The sequence below is a fragment of the Bradyrhizobium sp. CIAT3101 genome, assembly GCF_029714945.1.
Lineage (GTDB): Bacteria > Pseudomonadota > Alphaproteobacteria > Rhizobiales > Xanthobacteraceae > Bradyrhizobium.
This window is the reverse complement of the sequence record NZ_CP121634.1, coordinates 1,445,692-1,467,009: the sequence shown is the minus strand read 5'-3', so window position 1 is coordinate 1,467,009 and position 21,318 is coordinate 1,445,692. Positions and strand designations below refer to the sequence as shown.

The window sequence follows — 21,318 nt, the reverse complement described above, 5'->3', positions numbered from 1 at the left end:
ACGACGACTTGCAAACAAAGGAGCAAACGATGAGCGACATTCTCACCGAGAGCAGCGACGGCATCCTGCGGATCCAGCTCAATCGCCCGGCCCAGAAGAACGCGATGACGTCCGCCATGTATACGAACCTGGCCGACCTCCTCAACGAAGCCGACAAGGACGACGCGATCCGTGTCGTTCTCTGGCACAGCACGGGGAACGTGTTCAGCGCCGGCAACGACGTCGTGGATTTCCTTAAGAATCCGCCCAGGCCCGGAGCATTTCCGCAAGGCGACTTGATGGACGCATTCGTCAGGTTCGAAAAACCGATCGTCGCGGCCGTACAAGGCGCGGCGATCGGCGGAGGAACCACGATGCTGACGCACTGCGATTTCATCTACGCGGTCGAGAGCGCGAAATTCCAGCTACCGTTCATCAACCTGGCGCTGGTGCCGGAATTCGGATCGAGTTTTTCGATACCAGCACGCATAGGCCACCTCCGAGCGGCGGAATTGTATTTGCTGGGAGAGCCCTTCACGGCCACGCGGGCCGCGGAGCTAGGCCTCGTGACTCGCGTCGTGCCCGACGCCGATCTGCTCACGACCGCCACCGCAACGGCGCACAAGCTGGCGGCAAAACCGAGCGGCGCGTTGGTGGCGAGCAAGCGGCTTCTCAAGCAGCCTTCGATAGGCCAGCTCAAGGCGGCGATCGAAAGCGAAAGCCAGGAGTTCATGGCGCGGGTGACTTCGGCAGACGCCAAGGAAGCGCTCTCGGCTTTCCTCGAGAAGCGTCCGCCCAATTTCAACAAGACGAAGGCGCCCGTCGCGGCCAAATAATCCGCGACGGCAGCAATCGATAGGCGTCGAATCGAGCACGGTGCGGCGCAGGCGCAAGGAGATGAACCATGAGTGCGATGTTGGCTGAAACCCAGGCTGACAAGCCGACCGTCGTTGCCGCGCCCCCCCGCCAAGAGCGCAAGCGCGTCATCATCATCGGCGGCGGCTTTGCAGGGATCGCAGCGGCGCGTGCGCTGCGGCATGCCGATGTCGATGTCGTCCTCATCGACCGCCGCAATCACCACATCTTTCAGCCGCTGCTCTACCAGGTGGCGACGGCGGTGCTCTCGCCTGCAGAGATCGCCGCGCCGATCCGTCAGCTCGAGGTGAAGCAGCGAAACCTGAGCGTGCTGCTGGCGGAGGTAACCGGCGTCGATGTTGCCTCCCGCACGATCGACGCATCCTCACCGGGCGTGGGCGTCCGCAAGCTCGCCTGCGACTATCTGGTAGTCGCGACCGGCATGCGTCCGAGCTATTTCGGGCACGACGAGTTCGCTCAATATGCACCGGGCCTCAAGAACCTCAGCGACGCCGAGACGATCCGAGCCAAAATCCTGGGCGCGTTCGAATTGGCTGCAACGACCGAGGATGAAACCGAACGCGCGCGTCAGATGACGTTCGTGCTGGTTGGCGCGGGTCCCTCCGGCGTGGAACTCGCCGCGTCGCTAGCGCAAATGGTGAAGGTCACGCTGCGCAGCAACTTCCGCCGCATCGATCCGGCACAGGCAAACATTGTTCTGCTCGACGCAGGCAAGCGGGTTCTGCCGACCTTTGCTGAGTCGCTGTCCCGCCGGGCGACCCGACGGCTCGAAAAGCTCGGTGTGAAAGTCATGACCGGAGTGAAGGTTGAGACCGTCGACGCGCAGGGCGTGGTCGCCGGCGGAAGCCGGATCCCGAGCGCCACGGTGCTCTGGACCGCGGGGGTTGCGGCATCGCCGATCCCCAAGATGCTCGGCGCCAAGACCGACCGCGCTGGACGCGCGCTCGTTGATCCCTTCCTGAAGGTCGTGGACGCGCCCGGCGTCTTCGTCGTGGGAGATGCAGCGTCGGTCATGCAAAAGAACGAACAACCGGTACCAGGCGTGGCTCAGGCGGCGATCCAGGAAGGACACTATGTCGGGCGGCTGATCGCGAAGGAGCTGAATGGACGGAAAGTCAAGCGTCCGTTCCGCTATTTCGACAAGGGCAACATGGCGGTCGTCGGCAAAAACTACGCGGTGCTTGAGCGAGGCTGGCTGCGCACAAGCGGAGCGCTGACGTGGCTGGTGTGGGCGTTCGTTCACGTCCTCGCCCTGCCGCAGCTACAGAATCGTTGGCGCGTGCAGCACCAGTGGCTCTGGTCGTATTTCACGGGCCAGCGCAGTTCGCGATTGATACCTGAACCTCCCAGGATCGGATGATTGAGCGTGTTCGCGCCACGAACCGGCGCAATTCGATGGAGCCGGGCTGAGCTATATTGAGCTCTTGATCCGCCTCGAAATGTACAGTGGCGAGTTCCTGGTCAGCAGACGTCAAACTCAATGAGCGACAGCGTGCAAGAGCCTGCGTGAGCAGATAGGAGACTTCGATGGACTCTTCGGCACTTCTTCTGTCGCGGCTGCAATTCGCATTCACCATTTCTTTTCACATCATTTTCCCGGCATTTAGTATTGGTCTGGCCGCCTGGCTCGCTTTGCTGGAAGCAAAGCATCTGCGGACGGGCAACGCCGTCTACCGGACCCTGTTTCAGTTCTGGCTCAAGATATTCGGCGTCGCTTTCGGCCTGGGCGTGGTGTCGGGCGTCGTCATGGCCTTTCAGTTCGGCACGAACTGGAGCGTGCTGTCGAATATGTCGGGACCGATCCAGGGACCGCTGCTCTCCTATGAGACATTCACGGCCTTCGCGCTCGAAGCCGGCTTCTTCGGCGTCCTCATTTGGGGTCGAACGCGTGTATCCCCTTGGTTCTACTTCTTTTCGACTGCCATGGTAGCGCTTGGAACGACGCTTTCGGCATTCTGGATCATGGTGAACAACAGCTGGATGCAGGTGCCGGTCGGTTACGTCGTGCAAAATGGCCAGTTTGTTCCTGATGATTGGACAACGATCATCTTCAACTCCGTGGTCTGGTCGCGTTTTCCACACATGCTGTTGGCGTCGTATCTCACGGGTGCATTCTGCGTCGCATCAACTGGTGCGTGGTATCTGCTGCGAGGCAAGTCTCGCGCTGAGGCCCTGATCATGCTCCGCATGGGGCTAGTCCTCGCGGCGCTGCTTATGCCGGTTCAGTTGGGGTTCGGCCACCTGGTTGGCGACTATGTACACGACTTTCAGCCCGCGAAGTTCGCGGCGATCGAGGGCCGTTGGCGCGCTGAGCAGCCGGCGAGCGAGGTAGTGATCGCGCTGCCCGATCCGGTACACGAGACCAACACGTACGAAATCAAGATACCGGTGCTCGGAAGCATTATCGGCAGCATGAGCATGACGTCCAAGGAGGTCGGTCTGACCGATTTCCCCGCGCAGGATCGTCCGCCAGTGTTGATCCCGTTTGCGACCTTCCGCATCATGGTCGGCTGCGGACTCATCATGCTCGTGCTTGCCTGGCTCGGATCCTATCTGAGCGTCACGCATCGGCTCGAGCGAAGCCGTCTTCTCCTTTGGTCCATCTTTCTAAGCTTTCCCCTGCCGTTCATTGCCATCCTCACGGGATGGTACACGGCTGAGGTCGGCCGCCAGCCATGGACGGTTTACGGGGTGTTGCGAACGGATCAGGCGATGACACCATTCTTGACGGCTGGCACCGCGCTGAGCTCGCTCATCCTGTTCGGCGCAGTCTACCTGTTCATCTTCTCGTTCGGCACCCTCTTCATCTACCGGCTCCTGCGCGATGGCCCCTCGCGACATGCCACCGCGCTTCCGTATGACGCTACTCCCGGCCGGCCTATGTCGTTGGCCGGCGGTGACGCCGCGGCTTCGATCCTTCTGCCTGCAGGAGAATAGAAATGGTCATGTTCTGGGTTTCGGTTCTCGCCATCAGCATGCTCCTGTATCTCTTGCTTGACGGGTTCGATCTTGGCGTCGGCATGCTGCTCGGCTTGACAAGGAACGAGGCCAGCCGAACCATCATGTTACGCACCATCGCGCCATTCTGGGACGGCAATGAGACCTGGCTCATTGTCGCTGCCGTAGTCTTGTGGAGCGCGTTTCCGGTCGTCTACGCGACAGCGCTATCTGCGCTTTACGTTCCTGTCGTCGTCATGCTGGCAGGCTTGGTCCTGCGCGGCGTGTCATTCGAGTTTCGCAATGAGGCGCAGCGACGCTGGATCTGGGATCTTTGCTTCGCTGGCGGCTCGCTTGCCGCGAGCTTCATGCAGGGCGTGATGGTCGGCGCTCTGGTCGAGGGACTGCAATTCACCGATGGCCGATATTCCGGTGGCGCTTTCGGCTGGACGACGAGCTTCGCAATGTTGTGTGGCGTCGGGCTTTGCTTCGGATACGCACTTCTTGGGGCCTGCTGGCTCGTCAGGAAATCCGATGGCCAGATCAGGGCCTTGGCGCACCGCGCGATGCCCGTTCTCGCAACCGCCGTATTGGCGTTCCTGGTCGTTGTCTTCCTACACGCGCTGAACAAACATCTTCCGATCATGCACCGATGGATCGACCGCCCATATCTTCTCGTCTTCCCAGCCATCGGGGGCGTTGCGGCATCGATCCTTGCGCTCAGCATTTTGCGTCAGGACGACCGTTGGCCATTCCGTATGGTTACGCTCATCTTCGTTTCGGCCTTCGGCACGCTCGCGCTTTCGTTCTGGCCTTACATGATTCCGTTTGCCATCACGATCGATTCCGGCGCGGCCCCCTATTCCAGCCTCGCCTTCATGTTCTGGGGCGCGGGTCTCTTCGTCTATCCCCTTATGCTGCTCTACGCCGTGGTCGGGTATCGCGTCTTCCGCGGCAAGCTCGAACCTGCAGCGTACCGCCATCATCGCTCCGGCAATGCCCACGGTGGGGCCAGGGATTCGCTACATCCAGCGGAAAACGACGCCAACGTCCGCCTTGGGTCCGCAAGCCGACCACGGTAGCCCGCTTGACCTAGGTCGGATTCCCATCCGAAAACGGTCGTAGCAGCGTTCTGCGCAAAGGTCGGCTACGGCCAATTCCGGAAGTTATCCGGAGGCGTTGGGCAAGGTGAATTGAAACACAGCACCGCGAGGTTCGTTCGCATCTGCCCATAGCCGCCCCCCATGGGCGGTGATGATGGAGCGGCAAATCGACAGCCCCATGCCTGTTCCACTGGACTTCGTGGTGTAGAAGGCGTCGAAGACCCGTTCCAGATGCGCCGGATCAATGCCCGGCCCGGAATCGCGCACGGCCACGCGGACGCCTGTCCGGTCTTGCTCGGTGCTGATCAACAACTCTCGTGCCCCAACCTCAACCGAGCCCATTGCCTCAGCCGCATTCAGGATGAGGTTCAACAAGACCTGTTGAAGTTGAACGCGATCCCCCTCAACGGGAAACAATCCGTCCGCAAGCTGGGTCTGGACCGAGACGCCATTCCGGTTGGTCACGCTTCGCGCCAAGACAATCAGCTCGTTAATCGCCGCACTTAGGTCGAAACGCTCCTTTCGTGGCGGCGCGTTCTTCATTTGCTCTCGGATGCGATCGATGATGTCTCGGGCTCGATCAGTATCGCCAACGATACATGCGAGTGCTTCCCGGACCTCGCCCAGGTCCAGCGGCTGCATGTTTAGGAAGTTCTGGGCCGCGCGGGCGTTGTTGCGCGCGCTGGCAATCGGTTGTGCGATTTCGTGAGACAGCGAAGCGGCCAATTCTCCCATCACGGTCACGCGGTTGATGTGGGCGAAATCCGATTGCATCTGCTGTAGCCGCGCCAGGGCCTGCGTGCGATCCTCGATGTCCGTCAGGAGAACATACCAGCGCGTGATACGCCCAGAGTCATCGCGAATTGGGACGCCTCGGCTATCAAACCACCGATATTCGCCGTCAAAGCGTCGAAGGCGAACTTGATGCTGGTAGGGAACACCGGAGGCGATTGATTTGGTAAAAATTTCAATAAGATGGGGACGATCTTCATGATGGAGCATTTCGTTGGTGCCCCAGTTCCTCATCTCTTCCAGTGGGAGGCCATAATACTCGAGGATTTGGCGATTGACGGCTTCGACGTCACCGTTCGGGGCCAGGATCGCAACGAGACCAGGTATCCCGTCAATTGCGGAGCGCGACCGTCGCTCGCTGTCGCGCAAGGCTTGCTCGCGACGGGTAATGTCCACGGCAATGGCAGCCTGCGCGGCGAAGTCCGTGACCAGTTCGATCACTTTCTCCGTAAAGGGCTCTATGCGGTACCGCACAAGGTTAAGCGTTCCGATTAGCTCGTCGTTTCTGAGCATCGGCACAAAAAGAACTGTCCTAGCACCACTTGATATAGCCTCTCGATCACCTTCGTCCGTGGCTCCCATGCGCTCGAGATATGTAGCTAAGTCGGGAATGTGGACCGGCGAACTGCATCCGAAGAGGCGACCTGAAACGCTGCTGTGTTCCCGAAGCAGTGGCGGTGAGTACACCTCAGACAACTCTGGGCTTGCTTTATAGGCAACGAGACGAAAGCCTATTTCCTCGACAAGACGGAAGGCGCCCCATTCTGCTCGGCAGAGATGCACTGCGCTCTCGATGATGGTGTCGAATATGGGCTGCAAGTCGTGCAGTGAATTGGCAATAGCGCGCAGCACTGCCGAGATGGCCGCCCGCTGCCGAAGGACCTCCTCCAGCTCCTTTTGCAAATCTGAGCGGCCGTGAGCACCTTCGGACGCCTCGCTGGTTGCGAGCTGGTCCATCGCCCAATCTCCAATCTACTTGCGGCAGCGTCGAATGGACGCGCGACTCGGCAATGCGCCGCTACTGACCGAGAGTTTCGATAACTCTCAATGCCGCGTTCTCCGTTGTGCCGTGTAGACCTAAGCGTTCCGAAGTCTGGCGCGATATGGAAAGTCGAGAACTGTCCTTCCAAAATATGGAAGGGCAGCCGATGGATCACCTAGAAGCGATGTCGATTCGTCGGAGATGCTATCGACCCCAGCCCGGCCCTCGGATAGCCCACGCTGGAACCTGAGCCCGAAGAAATGCGTCCGAGGGCTGCTCTGGGTCATTCTCTACTGGGCCAGCCGGTCCTGCCTCCCAGTCGATGTCCGCCTTGACCGTACACTCGACCTGATTGCTGCGGGCCTGCAAAATGACGCGACGGGCACAGACAATCGGTTGGTCAAGACGGCCGCGCAGGGATCGCAAACTGAAATAGGGCTCCACGTGGCTGGCCCGCGCTGACCCACAGGCGTCCGCCATGGGCTTCGACGATCGAACGGCAGATTGTCAGTCCCATTCCCATGCCGTTGGGTTTTGTCGTGTAGAATGGCTCGAACAGACGTGAGACGGTCTCCGGGCTCAGCCCAGGGCCAGTATCCCGAACGCCGACGTACAGATCGTTCAAGTCGGTCTGACGGCTGGTGATGAGCATCTGTCGCGCGCCCTCACCCACTGCGCCCATCGCCTGCACGGCGTTGAGAATGAGATTAAGAGCGACTTGCTGAAGCTGGACCCGGTCACCGGCTATGACAGGCAGGCCTTGCGCGAGTTGGCTCTCCACCACCACCCCGTTCTTCAGCGCTTCTCCCCGGGTCAGCTCGATTACTTCCTGCAGGGCCTCGTTGATATCTACCGGATCCAGTCGGGGCGACCCTTTCTGCATGAGCGCACGCATACGACCGACAATGGTGCTGACCCGGTCAGCGTCCTTGACAGCGGCAGCGAGCGCTTCTCGAACCTCCTGCAAATCTGGCGGATCCCTGTTCAAGAAATGCAGCGCCGCAATGACGTTGTTGCGCCCCGCCGCAATCGGCTGATTGACCTCGTGTGCGATAGAGGCGCTAAGTTCCCCCATTGTTACGAGGCGGTTCGTGTGCGCCAGTTGCATGTGGTGCTCGCGCAGCTCCCGCTCGCGGCGGCCGATCTCCGGGGCAAAGGCAGTCTGTGCAGCGAGGTCCATGAGGGGCTCAATCTCGTTCCCGATTGCGATGGCGGCTGTAGCGAGCTTGCGCACCAGTAGCCGCAGGCGCAAGGCGTCATGCGGACGTTTTACCACTCGAGCTCAGTTATCGTCTCCCGACACATCCACTGAGCCGACGAAGCGGTAGCCACGTCCGGGGATATTGACGATGAACCGACGTCCGTCCCGGCCGTCGCGCAGCGCGCGTCGCAGAGCAGACATGTTGATCGTGAGGTTGGACGGGTCGACGAAAAGGTTAGGCCAAACGCGGGCCATCAAGTCGCGGTTGCTGACAAGCTCACCGCAGCGTTCCAGCAAGGCAATTAGGATCTCCATGGCACGACTTCCGAGAGGCACCACCTTGTCGCCCTCCAACAGGAGAAGCTGCGTCGGGAGCAGAGAGAACGGCCCAAAGAAAACTTTGGTTGGCCGGAAATCGGCGGCTTCGGTTCGCTTCTCGACGATTACCTTGTCCATATCCTGACGTTGAGCGGCGTGTCTTTCGTTAAGCCCCGATCTTGGAATAAATCGAACAACCTCACTCATGTTCACTCCTATTGAATTCGGGATCCGCCGAGCGTCCATAAATGCTGGCATTATAACCTAGCGTGGCGCGTCACCGACCGACCGAGGCGGCTCCGACAATTGTCTCGCGGGTTTGAACGTATAGCGACCGAGGACGGGCGCCATCTGGCAAATGCCCAGTCCGACGACTCAGGAGGTCAAGTTGCCAGGCTACGGGCTTGTGGAGAGAATGGGTCCCAGGCTGGATCGGGAGGTGATCCCGGTCTTTGAAAAGATGTGCTGCAGATGGTAGCCGACGGTTTTATGTGACAAGTACAGTTTGGCGCCGATTGCCTTGTTAGAAAGCCCTTGAGCAGCGAGCTGCGCGATGTGCAACTCTTGTGGGGTCAGCTTCTCCCAAATTCGTTCGGTTCGACGAAGGCTGGTTTCGCCGGCTGCTCGCAACTCCACGCGCGCGCGATCGCTCCAAGGCCTAGCGCCAAGCGCGTCGAAAATGCCCCGGGCGTCGCGCAGTGGCGCCCGCGCGTCGGCGGGCCTGCGGTGTCGGCGTAGCCACACGCCATAAGCGAGCAGGAGGCGCCCTCGCAAGAAAGGCCAATTCTTTGCAGCCGGCCCAAGCCCCTGCAGGAAGAGCCGCTCCGCATCTTCTTCAGTCGCGATCAGCGCGTTGCCGTAGAATAACATCGTCTCGACCCACGGCACCGGCTTCGGAGCCGAGACGCGCTCGATCTCATCGATCACACTACGCGCAGCTTGCGACTGATCGGAATAGACCGCCGCCTCGACGAAATCGGCGAGCGCAAACACTTGCAGACGGGAGTTGAAGGCCGGATCGGCAGGCGCAAACAGGCGGCGCAGATGCTCAAAGGCTTCCAAATATCGGCCGGCACCGATCGCGGTTACGCCTCGCGCCAACTGCAGCTGGGCCAGCAGGAACTTGGCGCCGGTGGATAAGACGAGACGCTCTGCTTGCGCCGCATGTGCTTCGGACTGCTCCAGATCGCCTTGCATACCCGCGAGCTCCGCCTTCATGATCGTGGCCGCAGCGGTCCATAAGCCGCTTCCCGTCTCCTCGGCAAGGCGCACCGCTTCCTCGGCTTCTCTCATTGCCCCCACCCAATCGCCCACTTCCCTTTCGGCCCACGCTTGAGCGACAAGCGTACGCGGCAGGTTGCCGATTCGACCTTGTCTGCGCAGCTCTGCACTGGACTCCGCCAGAAAGCTGACACCGAGATCGAACGCCCCGATGACGTTGGCGGAGCTTCCCAGGAAGCGCCCAATATTTGCGTTGCCGATACTTCTTCGAGAGAGCGCCTTCAGCTTCGCGTACACGTCACCGCCTCGGCGAAGCGGCTCAGTATAGGCGGAAATTGCGATCGAGCGCGCATCGAGCTCCGGTAATTCCAACCGGCTTGCCGCAGCAAGAACGACCGCGCAGACGTCGCTGCTCGCGTTGCTCCACCAGCAGTGTTGTGCGGCCCGCCAGAGGAGATTGGCTGCGAGATCCTTCGCGTCTGCGGCGCGTGCGTGGTCGGAAAAGCCAACCAACGCGGAGATCTTTCTTGGATCATTGAATATCGGAGGCTGGCTTATCTCGCGACACCACCCGATTCGCGCTGCGCTCAGCCTATCCGACGTATCTACCTCGGCCCCTAGCAATAGATGCTCGACCAACTCCGGGCTCCCGAGATCGGCAGCAAATTCGGCGGCCTTCAGAAGTCGCTCCCTCCTTGCCCCAGCTGTGCTACTCAATTTCGCTGCAACTTGCAGGATCTCGACCACCATGGCGATACAACCCCGCTGCCGCGTGCGGGTTGCCAGGAGATCGTGTTCGGCAGCCAGTTCATCATCCGGTCCGATTGTCGCTGCCGCACGATGCCAAAGCCGGCGATCCGGATCTTCGATGATCGCCGCGAGCGCGGCGTGAACCCTTTGCCGCTCCGCCAGGTCAGTGACTTGATGAATCGCGGATCGTACGAGCGGGTGTCGAAACCGCACCTCCGTTGCATTGAGCTCGATCAGTTTAGCCGAGACGGCGGCCGCGAAGGCGTCAACTCCGATATTCTGGTCGAGCAGCACTTCGCCGGCGCGCATGATTTCGTGAGGAGACGCCCCATCGTTTGCCGCAGCTACGGACAGGAGCGTCCGCGTGGTACTGGGAAGCTCGGACAAGCGACTGGAAAAAGCGCGTTCAAGGCGCTCCGTCAACGGGAGCCATCGGGCCTCACGATCATCTGCCGCCTGGATTGCGCTCGGCAGCTCCATAAGGGCGAGCGGATTGCCGACGGCTTCTCTCAGCACTCGGCCGCGTAGATCATCTGAAAGGCCAGGCGCCTGGATCTCCAGCAAGCGTTCCGCATCGGCATCGCCGAGAGCCGGAATAATGTGTCGCAGGGTATCGGCATCACCAAACGGCAGTTCGAAACCCTCACGTACAGCCAACACCAGAACGATCGGGTCCGAACTCAATCGCCTCGAGACAAAGGACAAGACACTGCGGCTCGCCTCATCCAGCCATTGGGCGTCATCAGCGACAAGCAAAAAGGGCTTGCGACCCGCACCTCCAGTCAGAAGCGCGAGCGTCGCCAGGGCGACCAGCCAAATATCCGGGGACGCAGCGGCATCATTGCCCATACCAAACGCAGTTAGCAAAGCAGACCGTTGGCCAGAAGCCAAAGATTTTGCCTGCTTCATGAGCGGCCGCAGTGCCTGCTCAAGTCCCGCGAATGCAATATGGACTTCAGCCTGGACACCCGTCATGCCCAATACGGTGATGCCGCGTTCACGCGCCCGGCTTTTTGCTTCTTCAAGCAGCGCTGATTTCCCGATCCCGGGTGCCCCGCTGATCACGAGAGACGAGCCACCTTGATCGATCCGGTCGAGAAGTTGATTGATCAGGGCGATTTCTGTCTCTCGTCCCTGCAAGGCTAGCCCCCTCGATCGTGGGGCGCCTTCGTCCTGCTTGGACCGCGGTAACGGAGTTGGTTTCAGCCGTTTCGCCATTCTAGGCCTTACCGCCTCGTGCGCTGTGTTTCAGCCGGACCTCAGAGATATCCTATCACACGCCAGCGACGAGGGGCAGACCGTCAGCGGCAAGAGAAGCGAGCGGCACGACGCGGCGCTACCGTCATCATCGAGTCGCCGGCCGCAATGAAAGACGCACTCGCCGTTCTCCCAGACGATCCGAGAGCTGCATCCGAGCCCGTGCTGTTTGGCGCATGCGGCACCACCTGAGAAGCTCCAGCAGGACTTTCCGGGATGAGTGGGACCAAGCACTTGTGCGCCATGCTCGTCCTCTCCGGCGCGACAAATGGCACCCGATCGCCTGAGAAATGCCAGCCGTTCTTTGATCTTGCCTGATCCGGCACATGTGGACCGCCTTCTCGCTCCTAGAAATTTGGAGCGATTCGCGACGCTTAACTCGCGGTGGCCGCGTCTCCGCGTCAAACAGAGGCTGACGAACGCAAGAAGAGCCCACGCAACTGCGACACCGACGGAAAGACCATGACGACGCTCGAAGCGATTGAATCGACGACCTCATCGCGCACCACTCGCGCCGGCTGGCTGTTCGTTCCCGAACTGAGCGGGGCCGCAATCACTCGATGGCTCCCGACAGCTCCGACCGCAAGACCATCTTCACCGACTGCCGCCTTCCCAGCGGCATTTTGCGAAGAGACCGACACACGTACCGGCCGAATAGTCTTCTGCTTGCAGCATTTGACGAGCGTCGCACCGTGTCCGGTGCCGCGCAAGCTGGGACGTGAGAGGCGTCACCGCGGCGTCGGATGAAATGCGCAGGAACCACCCATGAAACACATCTTGACCGTGGTCACGTTCATCATGGGAGCCCTGTGCTTCGCGATGTTCCTGACCACGCTGAAGCCAGATCCGCTAGGCGCACTCCCCCGACCGGACGAGCCCGATAAGGTGATTGAGCGCGCCGTGCCATGAACCGGACGGCGTTCGACAAGTATTCAACGGAGAGATCAAAATGCGCACCCTTCCTTTTGCTGTAGCCGCCATTGTCGCTGCTTCATGGGCGATTGATCGCGCTGCGGCCGCCGACCGAATACCTGCTTTCGATATTGTCCGAAATTGCAGCGCCGAGGTGGCAGTCGTCGGCACCGAAATCGCAGACTGCGCGAAAGACGAAACGGATGCCAAGGACGAGCTCGACAGACGATGGCCTGAATTTGACGCATCGAACAAGAAGACATGCGTCGCTGAGAGCACCAATGGCGACGCGCAGAGCTATGTTGAGCTTTTGACCTGCCTCGAAATGTCTAGTGGCGCGTTCTTAGCCGGAAGACCTCAAACTCAATGAGTGATGTCGCGCAAGAGCTCATTTTCGGCATGCGCGCCGCCGGGTGCATCGCGCAGTTCTCGCGCACCGATACCTGCGGACTCTAGATGTTTGCGATCGCTAGGAAGAATTTGCTGGGATTTGGCAGCCTTCACTCACGTCGCTGGAGCTCGTCAGTTTAACTGTCAGAGAGGCGCATGATCCTTGCGACGGCGAAATGAAGGGTTTCACTCAAACAAAGCTCTGGCTTGAGGAAGCGACCACCATGAATACCACAGCGATTCCATTATCGCGTCGTTCGTTGGCTTCACGGCCGAGTTTGGTGAAGCGGCTGCCCCACTTCGTCACATTGATGAAGCCGCGCGTTATGGCGCTCGCGCTGTTCACGGCATTTGTCGGATTGATGGTCGCACCGACCCGCCTCGATCCGCTCATTGGTTTCATGGCAATTCTCGCCATCGCAGCCGGAGCTGGCGCCGCCGGCGCACTGAACATGTGGTACGACGCCGATATCGACGCGATCATGGCGCGAACCGCGATGCGGCCGATTCCCCGCGGCAAGGTCTCGAAAGCTGAGGCGCTTGTCTTTGGGCTCGTCCTCGGCGTGGTTGCAGTCACTGGTCTCGCTCTGGCGACGAACTTCGCGGCGGCCGCGCTGCTTGCCTGCACGATCCTGTTCTATGTTGTTGTCTACACGACGTGGCTGAAGCGCAACACATCCCAGAACATTGTCATCGGCGGTGCCGCCGGCGCCCTGCCACCGGTGATCGGATGGGCCGCTGCGACCGGACAAGCCGGGCTCGAGCCCCTCGTGCTTTTTTCTATCATCTTCCTTTGGACACCGCCCCATTTTTGGGCTCTCGCGCTCAATCGCAGCGATGACTATGCCCGTGCCGGCGTTCCCATGCTTCCGGTTGTTGCGGGACGAGCTGCGACGACGAGGCAGATCCTGATCTACAGCGGCCTCCTTGTTCTCGCGTCAGAACTGCCTTGGGTACTCGGGTTTGCCAGCGCGATCTATGGCGCGATCGCTACTGCCTGCGGCGCGCTTTTCTTTCTGCTCGCATACCAGTTGAACAAGAGCGAAACCGATCGTCGCGCCGCCCACAGCCTGTTCCTATTTTCCATCGCCTATCTGTTCGTGCTGTTTGCAGCGCTCCTGGTCGAGCACGACGGTGGTTCATTCTTGCGGATTCCTGCCCCGCATGCTGGCCGTAGCGGCGGATGGGTACATGCCGAGGCCCAGCCAGGCACGGCCCGCGGCGCAAGCGGCTTCACCAATCTCAGCACGCGCGAGGTCTGACATGCGATACCGTTTGCTTGCTTTGGTCCTGATCGGCGCCTCGATGCTCGGTGGTTGTACCGAGGGCGTGCTGGATCCGAAGGGACCCATCGCCTTCGCCGAGCGGCAGATTCTGTTCAACGCGACCGGCATCATGCTGGCGATCGTGATCCCGGTGGTGATTGCGACGCTTGGCGTTGCCTTCTGGTTCCGCGCATCGAATGACCACGCACGCTATCGGCCGGAGTTCGTCTATTCCGGCCGCCTCGAGATGCTCGTCTGGTCGATCCCCCTCATGACCATCTTGCTCACCGGCACTGTGGCATGGATTGGCGCATACGATCTCGATCCGCCCAAGCCGATTGCCTCTTCGACGAAGCCGATCAAGGTTCAAGCCATCTCGCTCGACTGGAAATGGCTGTTCATCTATCCGGAGCTGGGTGTCGCGAGCGTCAATCACCTGACCATACCCGTCGGCACTCCGGTGAGCTTCGAGCTGACATCATCGGGCGTCATGAACAGCTTCTTCGTGCCGCAACTTGCCGGCCAGATCTACACCATGGCCGGAATGGTGACGCGGCTGAACTTGCGGGCCGACTACGCGGGAACTTATCGCGGCTTGTCGGCCAATTTCAGCGGCGACGGCTTCGCCGATATGCACTTCAACGTCGACGCGATGCCACCCGAACGCTTTGCGCAGTGGGTCTCTTCGACCGGCAGCACTGGTCCGGTGCTGGATTCGAAGAGCTATGCCGATCTCGCCAAGCCTAGCGCCGCCGTGACTCCGTTCACCTATCACTCGGTCGCGCCCGGTCTGTTTGACAGCATCCGGACGACATCAATGCAGTCCGACGCTGCCTTGTGCCGCAGTTATCCCACATCGATGAGGGCAGAGAAATGACGCTTCTTGGCAAGTTGGACTGGAGTGCCGTTCCCTTCGATCAGCCGATCATCATGGGCACGGTCGGCGTCATGGTCGTCGCCATCGGCTCGGTCCTTTCGTGGGTCACGCTCAAGGGTTACGTACCCTATCTCTGGCGCGAGTGGATCACCTCCGTCGACCACAAGCGCATCGGCGTCATGTATATCGTCCTGGCGCTGGTCATGCTGCTGCGCGGCTTCGCGGATGGCATCATGATGCGCACGCAGCAGGCCGTTGCAGTCGGCGGAGCGCAAGGGTACCTGCCGCCCGAGCATTTTGACCAAATCTTCTCGGCTCATGGCACGATCATGATTTTCTTTGTGGCCATGCCGTTTGTGATCGGACTGATGAACTTTGTTGTCCCGTTGCAACTCGGCGTGCGCGATGTCGCGTTCCCTACGATGAACTCGATCAGCTTCTGGCTCACCGCGTCCGGTGTTCTCCTCACCAACATGTCGCTCGCTATAGGCGAATTCGCGAAGACCGGCTGGTTCGCTTATCCGCCGCTTAGCGAGCTGCAATTCTCACCCGGAGTCGGCGTCGACTACTATCTCTGGTCGTTGCAGATCTCGGGCATTGGGACCTTATTGAGCGGCGTCAACTTCGTCACCACGATTCTGAAGATGCGGGCTCCCGGCATGAGTTACCTACGCATGCCGGTTTTCTGCTGGACAGCGCTTGCATCGAACCTGCTGATTGTGGCGGCGTTCCCCGTGCTCACCGCGCTTTTCGCCATGCTTCTTCTCGATCGCTACCTTGGCTTTCACTTCTTTACCGTGGATGCCGGCGGCAACGTGATGATGTATGTGAACCTGTTCTGGATCTGGGGCCACCCCGAAGTCTACATCCTGGTCCTGCCTGCATTTGGCGTCTATTCCGAAGTGGCCGCCACGTTTTCCGGAAAGTCGCTGTTCGGCTATCGGTCGATGGTGCTCGCGACCATGGCGATCTGCGTGCTCTCCTACACGGTCTGGCTGCATCATTTTTTCACCATGGGCGCCAGCGCGAACGTCAACGCCTTCTTCGGCATCACAAGCATGATCATCGGGGTGCCGACGGGCGTCAAAGTCTTCAATTGGCTGTTCACAATGTACGGCGGTCGAGTCCGGTTCACGGTGCCGGTTCTGTGGACGATCGGGTTCATGGTGACGTTCGTGTTCGGCGGTTTGACCGGCGTGCTGTTGGCGTTGCCGGCGGTCGATTGGCAGGTCCACAACAGTGTTTTCCTGGTCGCCCATTTCCACCACGTTATCATCCCGGGCGTCCTGTTCGGGGCGATCGCTGGCTACAATTACTGGTTCCCCAAGGCATTTGGTTTCAAGCTGGATGAGCGCTGGGGCAAGGCGGCCTTCTGGTGCTGGTTCATCGGCTTCCACCTCGCTTTCATGCCGCTCTACGTGACGGGGCTGATGGGTATGCCCCGCCGTCTGCAGCACTCCGATGTCCTTGCCTGGCAGCCTTGGTTGTTGTTGGCCGAGGTGGGCGCAATCGTGATTTTTGCTGGCATCATCTGCCAGATCGTCCAGATCGTTGTGTCCATTCGCCACCGCGAGCAACTCCGCGACACGACGGGCGATCCCTGGAACGGTCGCACCCTGGAATGGTCCACCGCGTCGCCGCCCCCGGCCTGGAATTTTGCGGTGCTGCCGCGTGTCAGCGAACTCGACGCCTTCTGGGCATACAAGCAGCGCGTGCTGGCTAAGTTGCCGGTGCAGCAACACGCATACCAGCCGATCGAGGTGCCCAAGAACAGTCCGGTCGGTTTCATGACCGCGTTCTTCACAGTGATCACCGGCTTCGCCTTGATCTGGCACATCTGGTGGATGGCGGGCTTCGGAGTTATCGGCGCGGCCGTGACATTGCTTGCCTTCATGTTCCGCAGGAAGGACGAGGTCGAAATTCCAGCAGATGAGGTCAGCCTGTTTGATCGCGCCCACCCGGTGGAGGTTTCGCTATGAACGTCGCAGTTGAGATGGATGCGGTCCGCGAAGGCGAGTTGCTGAACGCAAGTGAGGCAGGCCCCGCCTCGAAGCGGGTCATCGCCGGCTTCGGGTTCTGGATCTTCCTGCTGAGCGACATCGTGATGTTCTCGGCGCTGTTTGCAGGCTATGCCGTGCTCGCAAAAGCGAGTGCCGGCGGTATGACCGGCATTCAGCTGTTTGACCAGCGCAACGTCGCAATAGAGACCGCCCTGCTACTGCTCTCCAGCTACACCTGCGGAATGATGTCCCTGGCCATCAATTCGCGGCGATATCTTGCTACCTTCCTTGGCGCCGCGGCGACATTCCTCCTGGGAGCAGCCTTTCTTGCCCTCGAGCTTCGCGAATTCCAGGGCATGATTGCGTTGGGAGCGGCGCCCCAACGTAGCGCATTCCTCTCCGCGTTCTTCACGCTGGTCGGCAGTCACGGACTGCACGTGACGGTCGGACTGGCGTGGCTGGTTCTCATGATGGTTCAGCTGTCACTGAGGGGCTTTCAGGACGTCGTGGTGCGCCGCCTGCACTGCTTCTCCCTGTTCTGGCACGCGCTCGACATCATCTGGGTTCTTATTTTCACCGTGGTCTATCTGATGGGAGTCCTTCCATGACTGAAATGCGTTGGGATGTTGCACCGGGAGACAGGCCGACGATCCCGGCCTCGGAACAAAGAGCTTCTTCCGGCTTCGTTGTGTACACGATCGGTTTGCTGCTCGCCGTGATCCTGACGGTCACATCTTTCTGGGTGGCAAACACCTCGGCGATCTGGCCACCCGGCGCGCCGGCCGGATTGGCCGTTCTCGCCATCGCCCAGATGGGAGTGCACCTGGTGTTCTTCCTTCACATCACGACGGGACCGGACAGCACCAACAACGTCCTGGCGCTCGCGTTTGGTGTGCTCATCGTGTTCCTGGTCCTCGCAGGTTCACTCGTGATCATGGCCGACTTGAATCAGAATATGATGCCACACACCGAAATGATGAATCTGCAAATGCAGCGCTAATCAGCGGGACATCCATCTTGCGATGGATACAGCGTGCGACGGAACAGAAAATGACTACCCGAGCCAAGGCTTGCGTCGGCTACTGGGCCGCACACTACATCAACCGCGATGGAAGCTGGAGCGCTGCATGCGACGCGCTCGGCCGAATCATCCGGTGCAAGACAGAGAAACTAGCGCTCTCGGTCGCTCGCTATCGCCGTCGTCGCCTCCAGCCGTTGCGACAGGGAAGCGCTAACTTAGTGAACACTGGAAGAGGTTCGCACCCGCCGAAGACAAACTGAACACAATGACCGCCGGTCCGCAGGCCTGCTGCTGCAGATGGAAATGAACCATGATGACGATCGCTGCCACGACAGCATGCGCTTTGCGACCCACCCGCATTCGCCTGTCACTATACGGCGTATTAGCGTCGATCGCCCTGCTCGTGGCGGCGACATCGGCGCGGGCTGGCGAAATCAGCGTCAAGCAGGCCTGGAGCAGAGCCGCGCCGAAAGGCGCACAGGTTGCTGGCGGCTACCTCACCATTGAGAACCACGGCCCTTCCCCTGATCGGCTGATTTCCGCGGCTACGCCCGGTGCCACGAAGATCGAGATCCACGAGATGATGACTCTGAACGGCATCATGGTGATGCGGCCCGTCGAGGATGGGCTCACCATCCCGCCCGGCGGCAGCGTGACGCTCGCTTCTGGCAGCAGCCATCTGATGTTCATCGGCATCAAAGCACCCTTCAGCGACGGCGAGCACATTGACGCTGTGCTGATTTTCGAGAAAGCCGGCAAGATCGATGTGACTTTCGATGTTGGAAGCATAGGAGCTCGGGGACCCCAGATGATCGCTGCTGCGGCCGCGGCCGCTGCGCCGGCAACTTCTTCCGGCGCGCCAGCGCCGGAGGATTTTTTCACCCACATCTGCGGGACCCAAGTCATGGCAAATGTTACAGTTTCGCCCGAGCGTGAGGGTCACGTGGTGGTTCGTATTGAGCTTGAAGATGCCAACGAGCAGCCTTTGATCGCGCAAGCCCTGTCTGTGACACTTTCTAGATCGGATCAGCAGATCGCTCCCGTTACGGTCGCGGCCGAGCGGATCTCTGCGGATAAATGGCGCGCGCGAATGCCGGCCGCTTCAACAGGAAAGTGGTCGCTGGGGCTCGGCATCGAGGTCGCCAACAGCGGCCGGATCGACATCGCTGCACCGATCCTGATTGAATACCCTCCTACACCCCGAACTGCGAGGTAAGGGCAAGCAGGACTGCCTTCGTCCGGCATTCCACAAACATTCATTATGTGAACCGCTGGCTGGCCTCACCTCGACTGATTGGCTTTGTGTGAAACCTCGACAGTCAGCCGACTGACACCGTTTGCGACCAAACGTGAGCTATCGACCGGAGCATTTTTGCCTTGCGCACGCACCAAATCTGACAGCGCGCTACCGCGCAGAAAATCGTTCAAAATCGCAGGTTGGCGTAGAAATCGTGCACATGGCGGAGAGAGTGGGAGTCAAACTCACAATCTTTAATCACTCTTCTTGAAGAAAACTGAAAGCTGCTGAGTAAGCGCTCGCCCCGCCTCCCTAAAGATTTCGAGTCTGAGCCGGGTTCGACTCCGGCCGGCGGTTATGAAGACAAGAACCGCAAGACTGTGCGTGCTGCAGAGCGCTCGCAGATTTATTTTTTGCGAACACCTCCCGTCCATCATCTTGTCGGTATTCCTGTCGGTATCTGAGGCAGTCGACGACTAAAAGTATCACAAATTCAATTTGTTATGCGACTAGTTGATTATCGGCCAGGGGCACCACGCTTCGCCCGTTGGGCTTCGCGTGGCGCAGCCACGCAAGGCCGAACGGGCGAAGCGTGTCCGGCGAAGCCTCTTGGCGAAGACGGACCGCGAACCACGCAGCGCAAAGCCCGATCCGGGCGAAGCCGCGAAGGCTGTCCCGCCGCAGCCTTGGTGAAGGTGGACCTCCCTTACGGTTTGCGCCGGCGACATCCGGAGATATCGGACTAGCCCGCGCCCGGCGGTTTGCTCCCGCGTCCGAGTGCGAACTGGCCGACCGGGCCTTCGACGTCGAGTGCGAGCCCCGTCATCTTTGCAAACTGTTCGATGTTGCTGGTGCCGATGGCGCAGCCGCCGAGGCCCATATCGGTCGCCGCCAGGTAGAATGTCTGGATCAGGCTGCCGACGTCCTTCAGGATCAGCGAATAGGCGATCGAGGAGTATTTCCAGGAGATCCGTCCGAAACGCGCGGCGATCGTGATCAGGACTTGCGGCGGACCGGACGCGCCCATGGCAAACTCGGCGGCCATTGAAAGCGCCCGCAGGTGCTGGGCAGCGGCGTCGATCGCGACCAGCACGTGGCTGCCGGCGTCGTAATGATAAAGTCCCGGAGCCAGCCCCTCGCAGTTCGAGACCGCCAGGTACAATTCAAGCTCGTATGCGCTGCCTGCCGCCGGATACGGCCTCGAACTGTAGGTGACCTCGACGCCCTCGTCGAAATCGGCACCGCTCTTCCATTCCGACAGCACGCGGGCGGAGGTGCCGAGAAACTGCGCGAGCTCGACGAGCGTGACCGGATGCCGGTCGTCGAAATCCCGTGTCGAATGGCGTTCGCGCAACAGTCTTGCGAAGGGCGACACCGCCTCCGGCTTGGCCGGCTGGCCGAGGGAGATTTTCCTGCCGGGCCAGAGCGGGCGCACTGCGGGCAGCGGCGGAACGGCGCCTGCATAGGCGTAGGCGCCACCGACCGGATCGGCATGGCGGCCCTCCGTGCTCCGGGTGTGAAACATCAGGTCGTGGAAATCCCAGAGCACGAGATTGCCATCCCCTTCGCTCATCCGCGTGCCGTCGCCGTCCTTCGCCCCGAGCTTGAATAGCATCCGGCTATCGAGCAGCAAGGCGAGCAGATCGGAGTTCAGGGAAGCCACTTGCTTGCGAAGCGCGTTGACCTTGTGAGGCTGCGACAAGCGAGCCAACGTCGCGGCGATGGCGGGATCGCAAATCCGGAATAACGCGCCAGCGCGCGGCGATTCCAGCACCATCTCGTTCCCGCGCCGGCGCAGATAGGCGAAGCGTGACAACACAATCGTATCGCCGCTCGAAAGCTTTGCGCGCTCCGGCCAGTATTCGGCGACCTGCGGCTCGATGACCACGAGATCTTGCGCATCATGCGGAGAGTACAGGCGATAGTCGAGCAGCCCGTGCCGCGCCAGTCGCTGCACCAGCGCATGAAGCTGCTTGGCCAGCGCGCTCTTGCCGGCAAGGGCGGTGAGCGGCAGGCCGGTGACGAGATGTCCGGCACGGTCGATCGCCGCCGCGCCGAATTGCCCGAGACTGACCGAATAGTCGGCCGAGACGGCGGCGATGCTTCCATCCGCCTGCATTTGAAAGGAGAAACGGCCGTTCAGTCGCGCGGCGATGATCGGTGCGCTCGTCCTGGTCGGCTTTTTCCGGGGAGCGCGCAA

General features: G+C 60.5%; 17 protein-coding genes. 12 read left to right on the top strand and 5 right to left on the bottom strand.

Annotated features, from left to right (window positions below; genetic code table 11):
• The first annotated feature begins 29 nt into the window (after nucleotides 1–29).
• From QA645_RS06705 to cydB, 4 genes are all read left to right on the top strand, one after another.
• Nucleotides 30–815 (top strand): enoyl-CoA hydratase, encoded by a 786-nt coding sequence (locus QA645_RS06705; protein WP_283049061.1) that lies wholly within the window; start codon nucleotides 30–32, stop codon nucleotides 813–815.
• Nucleotides 816–883: 68 nt separating this feature from the next.
• Nucleotides 884–2,215 carry an NAD(P)/FAD-dependent oxidoreductase gene (locus tag QA645_RS06700; RefSeq protein WP_283049059.1) on the top strand — a complete coding sequence of 444 codons (1,332 nt, stop codon included), beginning with the start codon at nucleotides 884–886 and terminating at the stop codon, nucleotides 2,213–2,215.
• A gap of 167 nt (nucleotides 2,216–2,382) precedes the next feature.
• Nucleotides 2,383–3,792 (top strand): cytochrome ubiquinol oxidase subunit I, encoded by a 1,410-nt coding sequence (locus QA645_RS06695; protein ID WP_283049057.1) that lies wholly within the window; start codon nucleotides 2,383–2,385, stop codon nucleotides 3,790–3,792.
• Between the two features lie 2 nt (nucleotides 3,793–3,794).
• On the top strand, nucleotides 3,795–4,874 hold the full coding sequence (gene cydB, locus QA645_RS06690) for a cytochrome d ubiquinol oxidase subunit II (protein ID WP_283049055.1): 1,080 nt from the start codon (nucleotides 3,795–3,797) through the stop codon (nucleotides 4,872–4,874).
• An 84-nt stretch (nucleotides 4,875–4,958) separates the two neighbouring features.
• Here cydB and QA645_RS06685 read toward each other — a convergent pair whose 3' ends face one another.
• The 4 genes from QA645_RS06685 to QA645_RS06670 all read right to left on the bottom strand — a co-directional run bounded on the left by QA645_RS06685 (nucleotide 4,959) and on the right by QA645_RS06670 (nucleotide 11,299).
• Nucleotides 4,959–6,644 (bottom strand): ATP-binding protein, encoded by a 1,686-nt coding sequence (locus tag QA645_RS06685; RefSeq protein ID WP_283049053.1) that lies wholly within the window; start codon nucleotides 6,642–6,644, stop codon nucleotides 4,959–4,961.
• Nucleotides 6,645–7,069: 425 nt separating this feature from the next.
• Complete coding sequence (locus tag QA645_RS06680) at nucleotides 7,070–7,849, bottom strand: ATP-binding protein (protein WP_283049051.1); 780 nt, start codon at nucleotides 7,847–7,849, stop codon at nucleotides 7,070–7,072.
• A 102-nt stretch (nucleotides 7,850–7,951) separates the two neighbouring features.
• The gene (locus QA645_RS06675; protein WP_283049049.1) at nucleotides 7,952–8,395 is read right to left on the bottom strand and encodes a transcriptional regulator; all 444 of its coding nucleotides are present in this window, start codon (nucleotides 8,393–8,395) and stop codon (nucleotides 7,952–7,954) included.
• Between the two features lie 189 nt (nucleotides 8,396–8,584).
• The gene (locus QA645_RS06670; RefSeq protein ID WP_283049047.1) at nucleotides 8,585–11,299 is read right to left on the bottom strand and encodes a LuxR family transcriptional regulator; all 2,715 of its coding nucleotides are present in this window, start codon (nucleotides 11,297–11,299) and stop codon (nucleotides 8,585–8,587) included.
• An 882-nt stretch (nucleotides 11,300–12,181) separates the two neighbouring features.
• Between QA645_RS06670 and QA645_RS06665 the strand changes: the two genes are divergently transcribed.
• The 8 genes from QA645_RS06665 (at nucleotide 12,182) to QA645_RS06630 (ending at nucleotide 19,097) form a co-directional block, all read left to right on the top strand.
• Nucleotides 12,182–12,325, top strand: a complete 144-nt coding sequence (locus QA645_RS06665; protein WP_283049045.1) for a hypothetical protein — start codon at nucleotides 12,182–12,184, stop codon at nucleotides 12,323–12,325.
• 40 nt (nucleotides 12,326–12,365) lie between these two features.
• Nucleotides 12,366–12,698: a hypothetical protein gene (locus tag QA645_RS06660; RefSeq protein ID WP_283049043.1), complete on the top strand. Its 333-nt coding sequence runs from the start codon at nucleotides 12,366–12,368 to the stop codon at nucleotides 12,696–12,698.
• Nucleotides 12,699–12,894: 196 nt separating this feature from the next.
• Nucleotides 12,895–13,980 (top strand): heme o synthase, encoded by a 1,086-nt coding sequence (locus QA645_RS06655; RefSeq protein ID WP_283049041.1) that lies wholly within the window; start codon nucleotides 12,895–12,897, stop codon nucleotides 13,978–13,980.
• Nucleotides 13,883–14,860, top strand: coding sequence for a ubiquinol oxidase subunit II (gene cyoA, locus QA645_RS06650; RefSeq protein WP_283049039.1), 978 nt, complete (start codon nucleotides 13,883–13,885; stop codon nucleotides 14,858–14,860). Before QA645_RS06655 ends, cyoA begins: the two co-directional genes overlap by 98 nt.
• Entirely contained in the window at nucleotides 14,857–16,839 is a 1,983-nt protein-coding gene (cyoB, locus tag QA645_RS06645) for a cytochrome o ubiquinol oxidase subunit I (protein WP_283049036.1), read from the top strand. Before cyoA ends, cyoB begins: the two co-directional genes overlap by 4 nt.
• Nucleotides 16,836–17,468, top strand: a complete 633-nt coding sequence (locus QA645_RS06640; protein ID WP_283049034.1) for a cytochrome (ubi)quinol oxidase subunit III — start codon at nucleotides 16,836–16,838, stop codon at nucleotides 17,466–17,468. Before cyoB ends, QA645_RS06640 begins: the two co-directional genes overlap by 4 nt.
• Nucleotides 17,465–17,860 carry a cytochrome o ubiquinol oxidase subunit IV gene (gene cyoD / locus QA645_RS06635; RefSeq protein WP_283049032.1) on the top strand — a complete coding sequence of 132 codons (396 nt, stop codon included), beginning with the start codon at nucleotides 17,465–17,467 and terminating at the stop codon, nucleotides 17,858–17,860. Before QA645_RS06640 ends, cyoD begins: the two co-directional genes overlap by 4 nt.
• 331 nt (nucleotides 17,861–18,191) lie before the next feature.
• The gene (locus QA645_RS06630) at nucleotides 18,192–19,097 is read left to right on the top strand and encodes a copper chaperone PCu(A)C (RefSeq protein ID WP_283049031.1); all 906 of its coding nucleotides are present in this window, start codon (nucleotides 18,192–18,194) and stop codon (nucleotides 19,095–19,097) included.
• 763 nt (nucleotides 19,098–19,860) lie between these two features.
• Here the strand turns inward: QA645_RS06630 and QA645_RS06625 are convergent.
• Entirely contained in the window at nucleotides 19,861–21,318 is a 1,458-nt protein-coding gene (locus QA645_RS06625; RefSeq protein WP_349253174.1) for a SagB family peptide dehydrogenase, read from the bottom strand.